Source organism: Herbidospora daliensis (assembly GCF_001570585.1).
In the GTDB taxonomy this organism is placed as follows: domain Bacteria; phylum Actinomycetota; class Actinomycetes; order Streptosporangiales; family Streptosporangiaceae; genus Herbidospora; species Herbidospora daliensis.
In genome coordinates, this window is sequence record NZ_BBXF01000002.1 from 267,415 (window position 1) to 286,180 (window position 18,766).

At 68.8% G+C, this 18,766-nt stretch carries 17 protein-coding genes and 1 tRNA gene; 6 read left to right on the top strand and 12 right to left on the bottom strand.

Annotated features, from left to right (window positions below; all coding sequences use genetic code 11):
• Window positions 1–31 precede the first annotated feature (31 nt).
• Window positions 32–538 (top strand): monooxygenase family protein, encoded by a 507-nt coding sequence (locus AW274_RS07495; protein ID WP_062430361.1) that lies wholly within the window; start codon window positions 32–34, stop codon window positions 536–538.
• Here the strand turns inward: AW274_RS07495 and AW274_RS07500 are convergent.
• Entirely contained in the window at window positions 526–1,377 is an 852-nt protein-coding gene (locus AW274_RS07500; protein WP_062430362.1) for a universal stress protein, read from the bottom strand. The two genes, AW274_RS07495 and AW274_RS07500, sit on opposite strands and share 13 nt — an antisense overlap.
• A gap of 132 nt (window positions 1,378–1,509) precedes the next feature.
• On the opposite strand from AW274_RS07500, the gene AW274_RS07505 reads away from it, so the two are divergent.
• Window positions 1,510–1,710: a DUF1918 domain-containing protein gene (locus AW274_RS07505; RefSeq protein WP_062431761.1), complete on the top strand. Its 201-nt coding sequence runs from the start codon at window positions 1,510–1,512 to the stop codon at window positions 1,708–1,710.
• Here AW274_RS07505 and nhaA read toward each other — a convergent pair.
• The 3 genes from nhaA to AW274_RS07520 all read right to left on the bottom strand — a co-directional run bounded on the left by nhaA (window position 1,707) and on the right by AW274_RS07520 (window position 6,655).
• Window positions 1,707–3,509, bottom strand: a complete 1,803-nt coding sequence (gene nhaA, locus AW274_RS07510) for a Na+/H+ antiporter NhaA (RefSeq protein ID WP_062430363.1) — start codon at window positions 3,507–3,509, stop codon at window positions 1,707–1,709. The two genes, AW274_RS07505 and nhaA, sit on opposite strands and share 4 nt — an antisense overlap.
• Before the next feature lie 75 nt (window positions 3,510–3,584).
• A complete protein-coding gene (locus tag AW274_RS07515; protein ID WP_062430364.1) occupies window positions 3,585–5,603 on the bottom strand; it encodes an ATP-binding protein in 2,019 nt (672 codons plus the stop codon).
• A gap of 89 nt (window positions 5,604–5,692) precedes the next feature.
• A complete protein-coding gene (locus tag AW274_RS07520) occupies window positions 5,693–6,655 on the bottom strand; it encodes an AraC family transcriptional regulator (RefSeq protein WP_062430365.1) in 963 nt (320 codons plus the stop codon).
• 224 nt (window positions 6,656–6,879) lie between these two features.
• Here AW274_RS07520 and AW274_RS07525 point away from each other — a divergent pair, with 224 nt between their 5' ends.
• Together AW274_RS07525 and AW274_RS07530 are read left to right on the top strand one after the other, a co-directional pair.
• A complete protein-coding gene (locus AW274_RS07525) occupies window positions 6,880–7,407 on the top strand; it encodes a CHRD domain-containing protein (protein ID WP_083973926.1) in 528 nt (175 codons plus the stop codon).
• A 28-nt stretch (window positions 7,408–7,435) separates the two neighbouring features.
• Window positions 7,436–7,984: a fascin domain-containing protein gene (locus AW274_RS07530; protein WP_062430367.1), complete on the top strand. Its 549-nt coding sequence runs from the start codon at window positions 7,436–7,438 to the stop codon at window positions 7,982–7,984.
• Window positions 7,985–8,026: 42 nt separating this feature from the next.
• Here the strand turns inward: AW274_RS07530 and AW274_RS07535 are convergent, their stop codons facing one another.
• Window positions 8,027–8,449 carry a cellulose binding domain-containing protein gene (locus AW274_RS07535; protein WP_083973927.1) on the bottom strand — a complete coding sequence of 141 codons (423 nt, stop codon included), beginning with the start codon at window positions 8,447–8,449 and terminating at the stop codon, window positions 8,027–8,029.
• Between the two features lie 130 nt (window positions 8,450–8,579).
• Window positions 8,580–9,158 (bottom strand): TetR/AcrR family transcriptional regulator, encoded by a 579-nt coding sequence (locus AW274_RS07540; RefSeq protein ID WP_062430369.1) that lies wholly within the window; start codon window positions 9,156–9,158, stop codon window positions 8,580–8,582.
• A gap of 111 nt (window positions 9,159–9,269) precedes the next feature.
• Here AW274_RS07540 and AW274_RS07545 point away from each other — a divergent pair, with 111 nt between their 5' ends.
• Entirely contained in the window at window positions 9,270–10,670 is a 1,401-nt protein-coding gene (locus AW274_RS07545) for an MFS transporter (RefSeq protein WP_062430370.1), read from the top strand.
• On the opposite strand, the gene AW274_RS07550 is transcribed toward AW274_RS07545, so the two are convergent.
• A complete protein-coding gene (locus AW274_RS07550; RefSeq protein WP_062430371.1) occupies window positions 10,630–11,625 on the bottom strand; it encodes an AraC family transcriptional regulator in 996 nt (331 codons plus the stop codon). The genes AW274_RS07545 and AW274_RS07550 overlap by 41 nt on opposite strands.
• A 121-nt stretch (window positions 11,626–11,746) precedes the next feature.
• Between AW274_RS07550 and AW274_RS07555 the strand changes: the two genes are divergently transcribed.
• Window positions 11,747–12,562: an SDR family oxidoreductase gene (locus AW274_RS07555; RefSeq protein ID WP_062430372.1), complete on the top strand. Its 816-nt coding sequence runs from the start codon at window positions 11,747–11,749 to the stop codon at window positions 12,560–12,562.
• A gap of 51 nt (window positions 12,563–12,613) precedes the next feature.
• On the opposite strand, the gene AW274_RS07560 is transcribed toward AW274_RS07555, so the two are convergent.
• The 5 genes from AW274_RS07560 to AW274_RS07580 all read right to left on the bottom strand — a co-directional run bounded on the left by AW274_RS07560 (window position 12,614) and on the right by AW274_RS07580 (window position 18,710).
• Window positions 12,614–14,776 carry a hypothetical protein gene (locus tag AW274_RS07560; protein ID WP_062430373.1) on the bottom strand — a complete coding sequence of 721 codons (2,163 nt, stop codon included), beginning with the start codon at window positions 14,774–14,776 and terminating at the stop codon, window positions 12,614–12,616.
• On the bottom strand, window positions 14,773–15,459 hold the full coding sequence (locus tag AW274_RS07565; protein ID WP_062431764.1) for an ABC transporter ATP-binding protein: 687 nt from the start codon (window positions 15,457–15,459) through the stop codon (window positions 14,773–14,775). Before AW274_RS07565 ends, AW274_RS07560 begins: the two co-directional genes overlap by 4 nt.
• A gap of 68 nt (window positions 15,460–15,527) precedes the next feature.
• A complete protein-coding gene (locus AW274_RS07570) occupies window positions 15,528–15,887 on the bottom strand; it encodes a hypothetical protein (RefSeq protein WP_062430374.1) in 360 nt (119 codons plus the stop codon).
• 1,120 nt (window positions 15,888–17,007) lie between these two features.
• Window positions 17,008–18,075, bottom strand: a complete 1,068-nt coding sequence (locus AW274_RS07575; RefSeq protein ID WP_062430375.1) for a hypothetical protein — start codon at window positions 18,073–18,075, stop codon at window positions 17,008–17,010.
• 561 nt (window positions 18,076–18,636) lie between these two features.
• A tRNA-Thr gene (locus AW274_RS07580) sits at window positions 18,637–18,710 on the bottom strand.
• Between the last annotated feature and the right edge of the window lie 56 nt (window positions 18,711–18,766).

An 18,766-nucleotide genomic window follows, 5' to 3' on the forward strand; every position in this document is an offset into this window, starting at 1 on the left:
TGAGGAGAACCCGAGCCTCAAGGAGCGTGGGATGCCAACCCGAGTGAACCGGCAGACCGTCGATCTGTCCGCCTATCCCGACCTGATGGTCCTGTACCTGGGCATGCGCGTGAACCATCTGTACGGGATCAGGACCTTCTTCAGCTTCGGCCGGAAGATCCAGGGATCGGTCGAGGGGAAACCCGACGGTCTGCTGCTTCACGAGCCGGTCTACTACTCGTTCTTCCCGATGAACATGGGCATGCGCCAGTACTGGCGCGATCTGCCGTCGCTGCTGGCCTTCGCCCGGTCGGAGCCGCATCGGCAGTGGTGGCTCGACTTCCTGCGCGACTCGGGCGGCACGGGTTTCTGGCACGAGACCTACTCGGTGCGGGGCGGCATGGAGGCCGTCTACGACGACGTGCCGAAGCCGATCGGTTTCGGTCGGTTCGCGGGCGTCCAGCGGGCTCGCGGGCCGATGTTCGGCTCCGCGTCCCGCCTGGGCCGCTCGGAGCACGGCGACCCGGTGCTGAGCGAGACTGACCTCTACGAGCCCTGATCCCGGTCGGCCACGACGGCGACCGGGCAGTGCGCCCGGTGCAGCAGGCCGTGGCCGACCGAGCCGAGGGCGAAGGAGGCCAGCGCGCCCCGTCCGTGCGAGCCGACGACCACGAGGTCGGCGGCCCGCGACTCCTCCGAGAGCAGGAAGACGGGGTGGCCGCAGTGGGCCAGGCGCTCGACCGGGACGTGGGGGTACTTGTCCGTCCAGAGGGCCAGCCGGTCCCAGACGCGGGCGACGTGCTCGTCGTACATCTCCTGGAGCAGCGCGCCGTAGACCACGGCGGACGCCGCGAACGAGGGCGGCTCCCACGCGTACACGAGCTTGAGGCGGGCGCCGCGCCGGTCGGCCTCGGCGAAGGCGAAGTCGAGCGCGGCCTCCGACTCCTCGCCGCCGTCGTACCCGGCGACGAGCAGCCCGTAGGCGTGCCGGGCGGGCTTCCTGACGACGACGACCGGGCCGGGGACGTGGCCCACCATCGACAGGCCGACCGAGCCGAGGATCAGCCCGGCGAACCCGCCCTTGCCCCGGCTGCCGATCACGATCTCGTCGGCGTCGCGCGCCGCCTCCCTCAGCCGCTCGGCGGGCGGCCCGACGGCGAGCTTGGCGCTGATCTGCAGGTCGGGCGCGCATTCCCAGGCCCGCTGCTGCGCCGCGCTGAGGATGTCCTGGTGGTACCGCTCCTGCACGGCGTTCAGGTCGCCCTGCAAAACGGCGGCCGGGCGCACGTGCACGATCCGCAGGGCGGCGCGTCTGCGCTCCGCGTCCTGGGCCGCGTACTCCACGGCCGCGAGCGCGGGAGCCGATCCGTCGACCCCCACGACGATGATCGGAATCATGGTGGGTCCTCTTTCTCCCTCAGATTCCACTTTCGCCCACTCTGGGACCACGAGGGGAGCTTTTTCACCTCTCTTGGGCGTCCACCCCCTGACCCCTGACGGACGATGGACGAAAGACGGAAGGAGAAGACGATGAAGGCCGCTATGGGAGATCGGCTGATCGTCGAGGGCAGCAGCGATCACGAATCACGGAAGGTCGGCGTGATCACCGAGGTGCGCCACCCTGACGGCTCTCCTCCCTACCTGGTGCGCTGGTCGGGCGACGACCACGACTGCCTGGTGTTCCCGGGGCCCGACGCCCACGTGGTGAGCGGGCGGAGGTCCGACGGCTAGGGCCGCCGCTCGGCCTCGGAGATCGCCCGGCTGATCGATTCGAGGTCCATGCCGCCCTGGTAGCGCAGGCCGTTGATGAACAACGTCGGGGTGCCGCGCACCCCGCCGGCCCGGCCCGTCTCCTCGTCGTGGCCGATCTTGGCGAGCCCGGTGGGCACGTCGGGCCACGGGTCGACGCCGAGCTCTTGGGCGTAGCGGGTCAGGTCGTTCACGGTCAGGAACCGCTGGTTGGCGAACAGCGTGTCGTGCATCTCCCAGAACTTCCCGTCGGCCGCCGCGCCCTCGGCCGCCAGCGCGGCCGGCACCGCCCTCGGGTGGATGGTCCGCAGCGGGAAGTGGCGGAACACCAGCCGGGTCGTGCGGTGCCGGGCGAGCAGCTCCTCCATGATCGGGTGCAGGCGGCCGCAGTAGGGGCACTCGAAGTCGCCGTACTCGACGACCGTGACCTTGTAGACGGCCGGGCCGCGCACGTGGTCGTCGGGCCCGACCGGCTCGGACAGCAGCACCGGCAGCTCCTCCACCGGTTCGAGGGCCGCCTCCGGCGGCGCGCAGACCCCGCCCCGGTCCCAGGCCATGCGGAAGATCAGCCAGCCAGTCAGCGCCGACAGCAGCGACCCGGCCAGGATGCCGATCTTGGCCTGGCTCTGCACGGCCGGATCGTCGAACGCCAGCCCGACGATGAACAACGACACCGTGAACCCGATGCCCGACACGGCCGCGCCGCCCAGCAGCTGCCCCCACACCAGGTTGCCCGGCAGCACCCCCCACTTCAGCCGCAGCGGCAACCAGGTGCCGAGCGCGATGCCGACGAACTTGCCCAGCAGCAGGCCCAGCACGATGCCGATCGTGATCGGCGAGGTGACCGCCCGCCGCAGCGACTCGGCGTCGAGCACCACCCCCGCGTTGGCCAGCGCGAACACCGGCACGATCAGGTAGCTGCTCCACGGGCTGATCCGCAGCTGGAGCCGCTCGTTCACCGAGACCGCCGACTGCACCTTGCGCGCCGCCCGCCGGGCCCCGCGCGCGGTGGGGTCGGCGGTGAACTCGTGGACGGCCTCTCCCGCCGTCAGCAGCTTGTACTCGTTGGGCGCGTACACGAAGACCAGCACCCCGAGCGCGATGCCGATCAGCGTGGGGTGCACCCCGCTCTCCAGGGTCGCCACCCACAGGGCGAACCCCAGCGTGATGTACGCCGGCGCCCGCCAGATCTTCAGCCAGCGCAACATCACGATCGCGGCCAGCAGCGCCGCCGCGACGAACAACGACGGCACCGACAACTCGGCGGTGTAGAACACCGCGATCACGATGATCGCCAGCACGTCGTCGACGATCGCGAGCGTCAGCAGGAACGCCCGCAACGGCTCGGGGCAGCGGGCCCCCACGACGGCCAGCACCCCCAGCACGAACGCCGTGTCGGTGGCGATCGGCACCCCCCAGCCGCCCGCCCCCGGCCCGCCCGCGTTCAGGGCCAGGTAGACGAGCGCCGGGACGAGCAGCCCCCCGAACGCCGCGACGGCGGGCACGGCCAGCAGCCGCCGGTCGGTGAGCTGGCCGAGGCGCACCTCGTAGGAGATCTCCAGGCCGATCAGGAAGAAGAACAGGGTCATGAACCCGTCGTTGACCCAGTGGCGCAGATCGAGCGAGAAGACGGCGTCGCCGAACGACAACCCGGCCTTGATGTGCCAGAACGCCTCATAGGTGTGGCCCCATGGGGAGTTGGCCCAGAGCAGCGCCGCAAGGGTGGCCCCGAGCAGCACACTCGTGCTGCCCGCCTCGGTCCTGAAGAACGCCCGCAACATAGAAACCCCGATGATAGGGGTCGAAACCGTCCTGACCTGCGGAGGGGCCCCCACGTTCCGGTAAACACTCGGTGTTCAGGCGCCCGCGCCGGGAACCGCCGAACTCTGATTGGCGTCGCCCTTCGCGCGGGCCAGGGCCGTCGCGGTCCGGTGGGGGTCGGCGAGAGGACCGGCCGCCCACAGGTGGCGGGCGATGCGTTCGGCCACGTTGTCGCGGGAGGAGCCGATGCGTTCGAGCGCGTCGGCCACCCGCAGGTGCAGCCTGATCGCCCGGCCCGAAGGGGTCGCCTCGCTGATCGACTCCCTGACCAGGTCGTGCGGGAACCGCATCGAGAACGGGTCTCCCGGGATCGATTCGAGCAGGCCGAGCGCCACCGCCGGTTCCAGATGGTCGAGACAGGTCTGTACGTCATGGCCCGCGACCTCGGCGAGCAGGCTGAGGCTCACCTGCCGCCCGATCAGCGCGGAGATCTGGATCAGGTCCCCGGCGCGTTCGTGCAGCCGGGCCGTCCGGTCGCGGACGACGTCCCGCACCGTGGCGGGCACCCCCTCGGCCGACGCTCCGCCGTCGCCGAGCAGCCGGGCCAGCTCCCGGACGTAGAACGGGTTGCCGGAACTGCGGTCGTAGAGGTCGCGCACGGTGCCGGGGTCGGGGTCGCGGCCGGTCTCGCGCCCGATCAGCTCGGCCACCTCGACCGGGCCCAGCGGGCCGACCCGCAGCCGGTGGTGGCCCGGCGTCCGGCTGGCCCCGGCGAGCGTGTGCGACAACGCCGACCCGGGCACGGGCGCGCGGTCGCGGAGCGCCGTGATGATCGCGGCGCCGCCCGGCAGGCGCGCCGCGAGGTGGTCGAACAGGCGCAGTGACGCCAGGTCGGCCCACTGGAGATCGTCGATCGTGAGCACCAGCGGCCGCTGTGCGGCCACCTCCCCGACCACGGCGACGACCGCCTCGAACAGGCCGAACCGGGCGGCGTCGTCGGGGCACCCCGTGCCGCCCGACCGCAGGAGGTGGCCGAGCTCACCGGCGAGCCACCTCTCCCGCGCCTCCTCGGGCAGCGTGTCCAGCAGGCCCCCGGCCAGCTGCACCCACGGCCACATCGACGGCGCGCCCTCGTCTTCGAGGCACTGGCTCCAGACGACGGCCGCGCCGCGCCCGGCCGCCTCGGCGGTGATCGCGTTCAGCACCGTGGTCTTGCCGATGCCCGGCTCGCCCTCCAGGACGACGATCCCGGTGCCTCCGGCGAAGACCGCGTCGATCGCCTGCCACGACTTCGCCAGTTCCTCGGCCCGGCCGAGGAGCCCCGGCGGGCCGGCCGCCGCCGGGCTCACGCCGACGACCTGCCGGTGCGCGGCCGACAGCGCCTGGCCGGGGGCGATGCCGAGTTCGGTGAATAGCCGGGCGCGCACCTCGCGGAACACCGCCAGCGCCTCGGCCTGCTGACCGGCGGCGGCCAGGGTGGTGATGAGGCTCGCCTGCACCGGCTCGTGCAGCGGGGCCATCCGGGCGGCCAGGCGCAGCGCCGGCACCACCCGTTCGGGCCTTCCCAGCGACACCGCGAGGTCGGCGGCGACCGTACAGGCGTCGTGGAACTGGGCGTCGAGCCGGGCGAAGATCGCGGCCGCGGCCGGTTCGGGGTTCAGCCCGTCGCCCGCCGGGCCCTGCCAGAGCTCCAGCGCCCGCGTGTAGGCGTCGAGGGCCTCTTCTGGACGTTCCTCCGCCGCGGCCGCCGCGACCAGGTCGCGGAACACGACGAGGTCGAGCCGCGCCTCACCGGCCGTGAACAGGTATCCGTTGCCGTGCCGTTGCAGGTAGGAGCCGAAGTCCCGGACCGAGAGGTCGGGCTCCAGCAGGCGGCGCAGCGAGCCGACGTACTTGTGGATGACGTTGAGGGCGCTCGCCGGCGGGTGCTCCGGCCAGATGAGGTCGATCAGCTCGTCGGTGCTGATCGGCCGCCCTTCCCTGGCCAGCAGCAGGGCCAGCAGGAAGTACTGCTGGCGCGGACCGGCGTTGAGTTCGACGCCGTCCCGCCAGATCCGCAGCGGGCCCAGGATCTGGAAGGTCGGAGCGCCGCCGATGGAGATCGGCTCGGCCACCCCTCCTGCACCACCTTGTCATCGACAAGCAGTCAGTAAAGCGGACGATGACGGCGCCGGGTGTCGTGATCCTGCTCGATGATTGCCCATTACCGGTCGGATGCCCGCATCCGCCGCAATTCAGCCTCCACGGTGCGGGCGTCGGCATAGGCCCTGGGCGTGACGCCGAAGCGGGCCCGGAACTCCTTGATGAAGTGGGAGACGCTGGCGTAGCCGACCCTGCGGGACACCTCCGCGACGTTGCGCCCTCGGACGACGAGCAGCTCACGGGCCCGGTCGAGCCGGTAGTCCTTCAGGAACCGGTACGGAGAACACCCCGTGACCTCGCGGAACAGCGCCGAGAACGCCGACGGGCTCAGGGCCGCCTGCCTGGCCAGATCGTCGACCGTCACCGGCTCGGCGTAGTGCATGCGCACGTAGGTCAGCGCGGCCGAGACCGCGTCGCTGGAGGGCTGCCTGGACGACAGGTGCAGCAGCCGGGAGAACTGCTCCTGGCGCAGCACCCGGTAGACCATCTCCTCGACGCAGATCGGGGCCAGCACCCGCCGGTCGGCGTCGCCGTCGAGCGCCCGCAGAAATCGCAGGAGCGCCGCCATCAGCTCCGGATCGACCGGGGAGACGACGCACGGATCGGCCTGTTCCTCAGCGGCGGGCTGCCCGGCCGCCCGCGAGCGCGGGCCGAGCATGTCGGTCGAGATCTTCCGCACCAGCGCGGGGTCGATCTCCAGGACGAGCGACAGGAACGGCTCGGCCGGGTCGGCCCGCAGCACCTCGCACTGGAAGTGCAGGTTGCCGCCGATCACGAGGTAGTGGAAGGGGTCGTAGACGTAGCGCCTGCCGTCCACGATCACCGCTTTGCTGCCCTGCGCGACGATGCCGAGCGACAACGTCCGGATGGCTTCCCAGGTCGGGGCCGACGGCTCGGTGAAGCGGTAGAGGGTCAGGCCGGGCCAGCCGCCGTCGTTGGCGCCGACGGCGGGGGTGCGCTCGGTCAGCGCCGCCACCAGGTCGCCCGCCCGGACACGGTGCTCGAGCTCGGGTTCCGAGTACACGCGAAAGCCATTCTCTGTTCTGGTTTTTCCGTCTTGAGGGTAGGGCATCCGAAGGCGTGGTCGAGCCGTCCTTCATTTGTTGAAAACAAGTGGACGATTAGTGAATAAATACTTCCTTCTTTTCTGTGGCCCTGATCACATGAATTTCGCAAAGAATTACACGAACCGCCCGCTATGGTGATTCCGGTCGACCGCGACGACTAAGGACTACGAAAGAGGGAGAAATGAGCGAGTCCAAAAAGATGAGCGGGCGTCGGATAATGCTGCGCGCGATCAGGGGCGCGGCAGTGGTCACGATGGTGGCCGGCGCGACCTCGATCGCCGTCCCCGCGTCCGCCGCCCCCCAGCACCACACGGCCGCCTCGACGAAGTACTACTTCGCGGCCGGGCTCCTCGGCCGCAACGAGGTGCGGGAGCCGGGCAAGAAGGTCAACGACCGCGACGGCGCGGCGGTCGCCAAGTTCCGCATCAGCGGCGACCGCTTCTACTACTTCGTCGAGTGGCGGCGCACCGCCCGGCCCACCGCCTTCCACATCCACCGGGGCAAGGCGGGCGTGAACGGCCCGGTCGTCATCGACCTGCTCTCCAACGGCACGATCCGCGGCAACACCAGCAAGGGCTCGGTCCGCGTCAGCAGCCGCCTGCTCCGCGACATCAAGAAGAACCCGAAGAACTGGTACGCCAACCTGCACACCAGCCAGTTCCCCGACGGGGCCGTACGCGGCCAGCTCCACAAGGGCGGCCGCTGGTAGACGGCCCGACCACGAGAAGGCAGGACACATGAAGATCAAAAACGCCCTGGTCGCGTTCGGCCTGGTGTCGGTGGCGCTGCCGCTCGCACTGGTCACCACGAGCCCGGCGCTCGCCGCGGGGATCCCCTGGGACATGGGGAGCGACACCTGCGACACGGTCACGATCAAGTCGCTGGCCAACAACCAGTACGTCGCCGCCGAGGTCGACTACGCCGGATACTATTCCGGCATGCTGCGGGCCCGGACGAAATCGCCCGGCGCCTGGGAGAAGTTCTCCCTGTGCCCCGGCCCCGGCTACAAAACGCTCTACTCCCTCGGCGCCAAGCGCTATGTGAGCGCGGAGAAGAACTACACCGGCGCCGACAAGGGCATGCTGCGGGCGCGTGCCGACAGCTTCAAATCGTTCGAGCAGTTCGCGGTCGACTGCGAGGCCGACACCGAACACTGCACGATCAGGTCGATCGCCACCGGTAAATACGTGAGCGCCGAACTGGCTTATGCGAACGACGGCTACGCCATGCTCCGCGCGCGGGCCGACACCGTCGGGTCATACGAGAGGTTCCTGATCACCATCTGAAAACGAGCGGGCCTCCACGGAGGACCCGCCCGTTTCCCATCCCTAATAGGTGATGGTGCACGAACTGGACGTGGGGGTCGGGTGCGTCACACCCGACGTGGGCATCCGGATGTCGAATCCGAAGTAGGCGGCCTTGCCCGCCGCGATGACGTGGTTGTAACCCACGGGAGCCCATACATCGGGCGCCGGATTCGTCGTGTTCCAATATTGCGCGACGACCGCGACGGACGGCCAATCGATGACCGTCTGCCACGTGGTCGACGGCGTCGTGCCGGTGTTGGAGATCTTCGCCTCCACCGTCCACTTGTACTTGCCGTCGATCGTCCCGATCCAGTTCGCCTTGAACGTCAACGTGCAGGTGGTGGCGGCGCCGGCGGGGGTCGCCGGGGTGAGCACGCTCGCCGCGCCGAGCAGGGCGACCACCAGCCAGGCGGTCAGTCGCCGGCGTACACGTCGTTCTGTCATGGGCCTCTCCTGTCAGGAAGCGCGCGCATTCAATACACGCGAAGGCGATGATCGAACGGTACGGTCGGCGTCGAATACGGTCAATTAATCTGAAACTTTCAGCGTTTCGACAATCGCCTATTCGAATTCCCTATTCAGGTCGGGCCCGCACTCCGTCGAGAGCGAATCCGAGAACACGTTCACGCTGTTCTCCGTCGACGTACCCGGCACCGACGATGCCGCCGATCATGCGCACCAGATCGTCGAAGGAGACGTCGGGCCGGAGTTCTCCGGCGCTCCGCGCACGCGCGAACAGCGGCTCGCCCGCGGCGTAGATCGCCTCCCGGCACGACCGGAACATCTCGGACTCGCGGTTGAGCGCCTCGGAGAGGGCGCGTTTGGTGGCGATGTACGCGACGAAGCGGCCCAGCCAGGTGGCGAGGGCGTCCCACGGCGGCAGGTCGGCGACGTCGTCGGCCGCGCGGCAGAGTTCCTCCACCTCTCCGACGTAGACGGTGTCGAACAGGTCCTGCCGGGTGGGGAAGTTGCGGTAGAGGGTGCCGATGCCCACGCCCGCGCGGCGGGCGATGTCCTCCAGCGACGCGTTGGCGCCGTTCTCGGCGAAGGCTTCGCGGGCGGCCTTGAGCAGCGCGTCGAAGTTGCGCCGCGCGTCGGCGCGGTGCGGACGGCGTACGGCGACACCCCGCCCACCGGCCGTGTCGTAAGTCACCGGTCCTCCCCGGTTAACTGGAGGGGAGCCTCCGCTAATCTGGAGGCACTCCTCAAGTTAGCAGATCGGGTCGTCGTCGGCCGTCGCCACGGCACCCGTCGAAGGATTCCCATGTCACGAACCACCGCATCGCCGCGGCGTACCTTCGCCGTGCTGGCGTCGGCCGCCGCCGCGTTCTCCGTCCTCCAATCGCTGGTCAGCCCCGTGTTGCCGACCATCCAGCGGGACCTCGGCACCACCCAGAGCGCCGTCGCTTGGGTGCTGACCGCCTGGTTGTTGTCGGCCTCCGTCGCGACCCCCCTTCTCGGCCGGATCGGCGACATGATCGGCAAGCGGCGCATCCTGCTGATCGCCCTCGGCGCGACCGTGGCCGGCTGCCTCCTGGCCGCCCTCGCCCCCAACATCGGCGTGCTGATCTGCGCCCGGGTGATCCAGGGCCTCGGCGGCGCCCTGTTCCCGGTGTCGTTCGGCATCATCCGCGACGAGTTCCCCGCCGAGCGGGTGCCCTCGGCCGTCGGCGGCCTGTCGGCGATCCTGGCCGCCGGAGGCGGCGCGGGCATCGTGTTGTCGGGCCCGATCGTCGCCGCCCTGGGCTGGCGGTGGTTGTTCTGGATCCCGATGGTCCTGGTCGCCGCGGCCGCCGTGATGGTGGCCCGGTACGTGCCCGAATCGCCGGTGCGCACCCCCGGCCGCGTCGCCTGGCCGGCCGCGATCCTGCTGTCGGGCTGGCTGGTGGCCCTGCTGGTCCCGCTCAGCAAGGCGTCCTCCTGGGGCTGGGGCTCCCCCATCGTGATCACCCTGTTCGTGCTCGCCGCGATCGGCTTCACCGCCTGGGTCTGGGTCGAGCTGCGGTCGCGCGACCCGCTCGTCGACATGCGCATGATGCGCCGCCCGGTGGTCTGGACGACCAACCTGGTGGCCCTGCTGTTCGGCGCCGGCATGTTCGCCGTCACCGGCTTCCTCCCGGTGTTCCTGCAGATCCCGGCCGGCACCGGCTACGGCTTCGGCTTCACCGTCGCCCAGGCCGGGCTGGTGATGCTCCCGATGCTCGCGACCATGTCGCTGGGCGGCTTCCTGAGCGGCCCGCTGGGCAGGCTCGCCGGCGCCAAGGCCCAGTTGGTGGGCAGCGCCCTGCTCAGCACCGCCTCCTGCGTCGCCTTCACCCACTTCCACGACCGTCCCTGGAAGATCGCGGTCGCCGGCGCGGTGTTCGGCCTCGGCCTCGGTTTGGCGTACGCGGGCATGAGCAGCCTCATCGTCCAGGGCGTGCCCCCGCACCAGACCGGCGTGGCCAGCGGCATGAACGCCAACATCCGCAACATCGGCGGCTCGATCGGCACCGCGGTCTTCGCCTCGGTCGTCACCGCGCACCTGCAGCCCGGCGGCTCGCCCGCCGAGTCGGGCTTCACGTGGGGCTTCCTGCTGCTGGCCGCCACGTCGGCGATCACCGTCGTGCTGGCGCTGCTGGTCCCTACCGTCCGGCGGCAAGCAGCCGTGCCGCTTCAGGCGTGACCCCGGTCCAGCGGCGGAAGGCCCGGTAGAAGGAGTTGGCGTCGTCGTAGGCCAGCAGGTAGGCGATCTGCGACGTGGTCAGCGACCGATCGCTCAGGTAGAGGCGGGCCAGCCCTTCCCGAGTGCCGCTAAGCACGGCCTGATAGCTGGTGCCCTCCGCCTGCAACTGCCGCTGAACGGTCCGCGGACTGAGCATGAGCTGCGCCGCGACGGCGTCGATCGAACTCTCCCCGGCGGGCAGCCGCTCGTGCAGCGCCGCCCGCACCCGCTCGGCAGTGGTGTCGGACGCGGTCAGCTCCGACAACCGGCGGCGCAGTTCCGGCGCGAAGAACGTCCACATCGACTCGTCCTCGGTGAGGAACGGCAGGGCGGCATCCGCAGCGGAGAACGTCACACTGTCGACCTCGGCCTCGACGATGCCCGACCCGAAATAGGAGATCAGCGCGGCCGACGGGGCCGGAGCCCCCCGCATGCCCACCCGAGTGGGCAGCACCTCACCCCGCGTCCCGATACGCGCCAGCGCCACCCAGAACGCGAACTCACCGACGACGAGCAACCGCGGCGGCGGGGGCCCGTCGGGCCACCCGAACGTGATCGTCAGCCCGTCGCGGTCGGCGGCGACGTCGAGCCGGACCGGCCCGATGAGCGGCTTGAACGCCGCGATGCGCTCGGCCGCGGTACGCAGGTCGGCGCTGCACAACGCCGCGAAGATCGGCGGGTTGAACACCTCGACCGACAGCGCCCGCCCGATCCGCGCCGCCAGATCGGGATCGTCGGCCTCGGCGTCGATCGCCTCCCAGAACCGGTAGTACTCCTCGATCGTCATGGTGACCGGCCCCTGCGCGAAGACCCCGGCCGGCAGCCGAGCCCGCCGCAACACCCGGGCGACGGAGATCCCGAGGTCGTGCAGCAGCGCCCGCGCGCCCGGGTCGAGAGTGAACCGCTCTGAGGCCATCTCCCCATGCTGGCACGGTTGGCGCGAATGGCAAGTAGGAAGGCGTCTTCCGCTAGTTCCCTGGCGCGCTCTCCCGCCTAACGTAATGACCACGCCACCGCGACGACGAACGGAGACCATCATGACCAGCACGATCCTCATCACCGGCAGCTCCAGCGGCATCGGCCGGGCCACCGCGAAGCACTTCCACGAGCAGGGCTGGAACGTCATCGCCACGATGCGCAGCCCCGAACACGAAACCGAGCTCACCACCCTGGACAACGTGCTCGTCACCCGTCTCGACGTACAGGACTCCGCCTCGATCAAGGCGGCGGTCGACGCCGGCCTGGCGCGCTTCGGCCGCATCGACGCCCTGCTCAACAACGCCGGCTACGGCGCCTACGGCGTGCTGGAGGCCACCCCGATGGACAAGATCCACCGCCAGTTCGACGTGAACGTCCTGGGCCTGCTGGAGACGACCAAGGCCGTCCTCCCGCACCTGCGCGCCAACGGAAGCGGCACCGTCGTCAACGTGTCCTCGATCGGCGGCAAGATCACCCTCCCCCTCGGCACCCTGTACCACGGCACCAAGTTCGCCGTCGAAGGACTGAGCGAGGCCCTGCACTACGAACTCGCGGCGATCGGCGTGAACGTCAAAATCGTCGAGCCCGGCTTCGTCAACACCGACTTCGCCGGCCGCTCCCTCGACTTCACCAACGACGAGAACCTGCCCGAATACCAGAAACTGGTGGGAGCGTTCTTCACCGCCCAGGGCCAGATGAGCACCGCCGGCGACGAACCCGAGGTCGTCGCCGAGACCATCTGGGCAGCGGTGACCGACGGCACCGACCGCCTCCGCTACACGGCGGGCCAGTACGCCGCCGACCTGCTCGCCACCCGCGCCGCGGCCGACGACGCGACGTTCATCGGCGGGATCAAGCTCCAGTTCGGCCTCTGATCCTTCAGATCGCAGATGACCTGGTCGACGCCCCGGGCCGTGGTGGTTGACTCAGTCGGCCACGGGGCGCCAGCGGGCCGCGCCGCGGACGGCGTTCGCACCGCCGGCGACTCCGATGGCGATCGAGAACACCGCGGCCGTCACGGCCACGTTCACCAGCAGGCTCCACGACAACTCTCCCGACCTCGACATCGCCACGAAGAAGTTGCCCTGCCAAGCCGCTATCGCCACCCCGGCCGAGACCGCGATCAGGCACGGGACCACGAGGTTCCAGGCGGCCACGCCGAACACAAACCGGCGCCGCTCGGTGAGCACGGTCAACGGTGCCAGCGCGGCCGTGAACGTCAGGAACTCGGCCGCCGAACTGAACCCCATGGCCGTCAAGAGCACACTCAGCACGATCGTGACCAGGAAAACCACCCAAGCGGAGATGGTCGTCAACCGATTCGACCCCTGCGCCCAAGAGTCTCCGGGGCGGTTCAGCTCCGCCATGGCGAACGCCCGATGCGCCTCCTCGTTCACGTGCGCAGCCAGCCCGCCTGTCCCGACCGCCGAGACGACGACGAGTTCCTGAACCCGCGGCCAAGCGCTTCGCTCATTCGTCAGGCGCACGTGCACGTCGTCGCCGCTCCGCCGGAATTGACCGAACAGCGTCTGCGCCCGGATATCGCCGTCCCGCAACGACACCCGATTCCCGGCACAGTCCGCCACCAGCCCGTCCAGGGCAGCGCACGACCCCCAGAGCCGTCTCGGCTGTGTCTCATCCTCCGGAGCCACCACACCCAGCAGCGCCGAGCCCACCGGGAGATCCCCGGCGAAGGACTCGATCGACTCCCGGTCGAGGTAAGGAGAGCTGACGACCAGAACGCTGTCCTGGAGACTTCGCTGGAATTCGAGGGCTCTCTCTGACGAGTCGCCGAGTCTGCTCGTCCACACCTGAGCCTGTACGACGATCCCGATCCCGATGACGATCACCCCGGTCAGGCGGACGACGATGCCAGGACGCGCGGCCGTCCACCTCCCCGCGATCAGCATCGCCACGTACCCCGCTTTCGCCGCCCGTGCTGCCATCGCGCCGCCGAACCGCTGGATCACGATCGCCGACGCCGAAGGAAGCGCGGCCCACAACACCGCCGTGCCGCCGAGATAGGCCAGGAACCCGAACATGCGCGGCAGGTAAGGGGTGATCACGACCCCCACCAGCCCGGCCACCCCCGCGACGAGCCTCCACCGGGGCACCCGCCCCGCGAACGTCCGGGGACGCCCCGATCGGCCGGCCGCGTCCACGCGGTGCAGCGTCACGATGGCCAGCAGCACGAAGACGACAGAGCCGGCCACAGTCGGCGGAACGGCCCACAACCACGCGCGAGTGTCGTCGGAGTCGATCACAAACCCCGGCCCCGGCAGCCGGACGTCGGTAATCAAGGTGACCAGGTAGGGCGTCAGACCGATCACCGCACCGGCCAGCGCCGGAACGACGCCCTCACCCACGTTCAGCAGAGCCCGGTGTCGCCACGAAGCGCCCAGGGCCGCCAGCAGCTCCGTCCGCCGATCCCTGGCCGCAGACCCGGATCGAACGGCGACGACCAGCAGAACAGCCGCCGCGACACCCAACGTGGCCGCCAACATGGTGAGGAACTGTCCGATCGGCGCGACATCCCGTGAGTCGCCGATCAGCATGGTGTCGACCCCGCCGAACCGCTTGATCCCGCGCCAGCCCTCATACCCGCCGTCGACGTCGGGCCGCACGTACGCCAACCGCTCGCCCGGAGAAGACAGCCCCGCATCTCCGATGAGCCCGGCGAACGTCCCGTACCTGTGCAGAATGCGCTCGCTGGAGCCGGCTTCCAGGAGCGCCGGCGATAGGAACACCTCACCCCGTTCGGGCCAGCGAGGCAGTCCAGGTGGCGGATCGATGGACTCGGCGAGCGGCTCCACATGGATCACCGAGTGCGGCACGGTTCCGACAGCGTCCCTGTTGATGTTCAGCCACGCGGCAGGAGCGCGCACGCCGTCGCCCGCGGGCACCGGCCCGCGCGCCGCGTCCCGCTGCGCACGACCGTCATAAGTCGCCACGACGACGAGGCCGGCCAGCATCGTCGTCGTCAACACCGCCGAGGCCAGCAGCAGCCCGGCGAACCTGATCCGACTTCCCGGCGCGCCCCTCCCGGCCGCGAACCCGATGCGCAGCAGTTGCCGCCACAGAGGGCTCATGCCCTGGTCTCCGCCAGATCGCCGCCACGCAGGTCGAATCTACGATCGGCCCGGCCGGCCACCGCCTCGTCGTGGGTCACCACGAGCAGCGCGCAGTCACGCACGCGCGGCAGGGTGAACAGCAAGTCCGCCACCGACTCGCGGGCCTCCCGGTCGAGCGCGCCGGTGGGTTCGTCGGCGAGCAGCAGCACAGGCTCAGTGATCAACGCCCGCGCAACGGCCGTGCGCTGCCGCTCCCCGCCGGACAACAGCCCCGTCGGCGTTCCGGAGACCGGCACACCCAGGTCACCGAGCAGCGCCTCGGCGTCCTGATAAGCCTTCCTGCGCGGTTGCCCGGCCAGCAGCGCCGCGATGGCCACATTCTCGACCGGCGACAATTCAGGCAGCAACTCCCCGAATTGAAAGACCATGCCGATGTACGTGCGCCGGTGCTCAGCCAGACGCCGCTTGGGCATCTCGAGGATGTTCTCCCCGGCGACGTAGATCGCTCCGTCGTCGGGCGTGGTGAGCCCCATGATGCAGTTCAGCAGGGTGGTCTTACCGGTCCCGCTGGGCCCGCAGAGAACCGCCGATTCTCCCGATCGGAGCTCACATGAAAGCGTCCCGAACAGGTGGCGACCGGAAACCGCCAATCGCAGCTTCTCGATCCTCAGTACCGAACGCCCGTGAACACGGCTGACCATGAAACTCGCCTTCTGCACAGTCGAGAAATGCCGGGCGGAGCAGCGACTCCGCCCGGCATTAAGTATTGCTACTCGTCCCAGGCGCTGCAGTCATCCGGGAGTACCGGAATGCTGACGCACGCGCGCAGGCTGGTCACCGTGGTTCCCGTGCCGCTCTGGACGGAGGTTCCCCAATTGGGGTTGTTGAGGTTGAACACCGAGCTTCCCGAGCCGCTGCGGGTGTAGTTGGCGTACGTGTGGCCCGGGTTGGTCTGCCAGCTGTTGTTCTGCAGCACCACCCGCGTGCCCGAGGTGTAGGCGTGGGCGTAGTCCTCGGTCGCGCTCAGCGCGGACGCGCCGAACACGGGCAGAAGGGCGGCGGCACCGATGACACCCCCGACGAGCAGACCAGTCTTCTTTATCAGGAAGCGGCCACGATTGGACTCCATTGCGATACCCTTTCCGTGCATCGAAAAGATGTGCTGCGGGCGGAGGCTAAGGATTTTCGCCCGCAGCTCTTGACCTAGGTGATCATGACAATTTCTTCTTTTGAAGTCAAGATCGAAGAGTCTTACTCCATGGCAACACGAGCATTTAGGTTAAGAAGTCACACCGAATCGCAGCTCAGATAGCATCTGTACGTTAATTGATTCGGTCGCCCGACCCGATGGTTTTGTGATGACCCTATCGGGTAGAGCTTCGCGGGGCACTGCCCAGCATCCTGGCCCTACAGTCGGTTTTGCTCAGTCGAACTTCTCGGCACCTTCGTCAGCCGTTTAGGCTCTCCGTGTCCGAAACTCGCGACGTCAAATACGAGATCAGCGAGCGTTGTTTATCGCAATTCGGCCAGGGATCGTCGTCTGCTAAACGGCGACTGCATGCCTACCAGAACTCCTTCTATGGATTTCAAATAGCACATGATTCGCCGTGGAGGATTACGACAAGCCGGTCTCTCCGGCGCGTGATCAAGCTCGCGATTCACTCGGGACCAGTGAGCGACTACGAGATGGGATCTAGTGTGGTCGCCTGGTCGAGGGCTCAAAGGTCGGTTTTGGAATGACAGACCTCGGAGACTCGTGCCGGTTACGAGGGCGGCGAACACGCCGCATGGCGGCACGGGCGACAGGAAGAGGTCGAAGCCGCAGGGGCGTCAAGAGACCTGGGCAAATCCCACACAGGTCGTCTACGGAGATGCGCTCAACCGGCATGCCACAGCCCGGAAGGTCTTCGGCTGCCGTTTCGCCCCCACTTCTGAGGAAGACTCGGTTGGCTGCGGAGGACTTCATAGAGGAAGTGCGAAAACCCCATACCACTGCTGTTGCGCCGTTCCACAACACCCGATCTTTAATGACTCCCGTGCACGCAATTCCTGCTGAATGGAGTCGAGATCGGGAGGTCCGCCCCACATCCACGCCACGACCCTGCTCCTGACCAGCGTCCCGTCCACGTCGCCGCTCGCCTCGGCGACGCCGACCCCGCGATCACCCTGCGCGTCTAGGCTCACGTAGTTCGTCGGGCCGAAGCATCCGCCGTCGTCATCTTCACCAAAGCACCGGTTCGAGCAGTCCATTAGCCTTCGAAGTACTGCCACTGGATGCCGCAGTCGGTCAGCGGACGCAACAGGCTGCGGTGCACAACCCCTACCAAGACGTAACACTCCTCGTCCTCGTTCCTGCCCTCGGCGACGACCAGACCCGGCGCGACGTAGAAAGACGTCTGGAAGAGCGGCCACATCCAGGTCTTGAGCGGCACCCGGCGCAGCCCGCGGGTCAGTTCGTCGGCCATCGGCTCCGGTACGCGGTCACTCCAGGCCTTGTACGGCGCGCTCATCACGGCTTCGAACAACGAGAACTGGATCAGGAAGCCGCTCAGGCGTTCACGTTCGGCCTGCCGTTCGCTGGGATCCTCGACCGTCCACACGACCGGGTCGTCCTCAGCCGGGTCGAGGAACCATTCGAAGCCACCTTGATTCTCATGGCCGAACAGCAGCAGTCCTTCACCGTCGGTGCTCAGCCCACTCGCGGGGCAGATGAAATTCTGCACACCGAGGACCTGCGGCCGACCTTCGGCAAGCCGGTAGAACTCGGCCAGCGCCGCAGGGACGGGGCCCGATGGCACGACCGGTTCCGCAGCCGGGCCGGGCGCAGGGTGCCAGCCCTCAACGAACAGCCGCAACGCCGTGGCGCGGTCACCGTTGACGTGCTCAAGCCACTCCAAATCGGGCAGAGCGGCAGGCGTGCTCGGCGGGCGCACCCGGTCGAGCACCTCGACACTCAGCGGCGGATCGATCCGCAGATCACAGTCCGTGAGCACGCTGTCGGTCCAGCCGCTGACCCCGTGGTGCCCGTCACCGAGGTAGAGCACACCTCGCTCCACCCGGACAAAGAGATGAATCAGCTGGGGGTCAGGCCCCACCCACCGGCGACCGACAGCCCGGGGAATGGGGCCGAGCAGCCTGAACGTCTCACTGCTCCACACTCCGCTGACGGCCGGATCGTCCACGGCCGCCACGATGATCACCGTGCCGTCCAGTCCGACAACGAACTCGGCGCCGCCGGCACTGAACGCCTCGGCCCCCACACCCGCGAGCCCAACCGCCTCAACGGCGTCGATGATGTCCAGGCGCCTCGGCAGCATGCCGGAAACCGTAGCAAGGTCGGCTCATTCGGGCAGGTGCCATGAAAGCCCATCCCGTCACGACATTCGAGGTCGCCGTTGGTGGCTACTCCCGTTCTCCACGTCTGCACCACCGGATAGGGCCAACCGATCTACCGCGAGCGCTGATGCCACGGCGATCAAGGCGTCCGGCGACCGCTGCCATGCCCGGCATAGCCACGCCACGACCTTGCTCCAGGCCGACCCACCCGTCTCGGTGCAATTGAGGTCGGTTCCCAGGTCAATGGCATCGACCACGTCCAGTCCCAGGACGTTTGAAATGACACCCCAAGATCAAAATCGAGCGAAGCGAGCACAACCCGAGCGAAGCGAGGCCATATCAGGGAGCGCGAGGGGCGAAGCCCTTCGCCGGGAGCGCAGCGACCCAGAGCGCCAGCGATGCCAGGACGCGAAGCGGCCAGGGGGAGCGCGAGGGGGCGCAGCCCTCTCGTATCGGGGGTTCGGGGGTCGCCCTCCGTAGAAATGAGGAACGGCCCGTGAAAGCCGCCCCGAAGGGGCGTCGACCACGGGCCATTCCGAAAGAGCCGCCTTGGGGAATCGAACCCCAGACCTACGCATTACGAGTGCGTCGCTCTGGCCGACTGAGCTAAGGCGGCATGCTGGCAAGCAGCAGTCCTACTGTACAGCCTCCGCCCCCTACTCCGCGCCCACG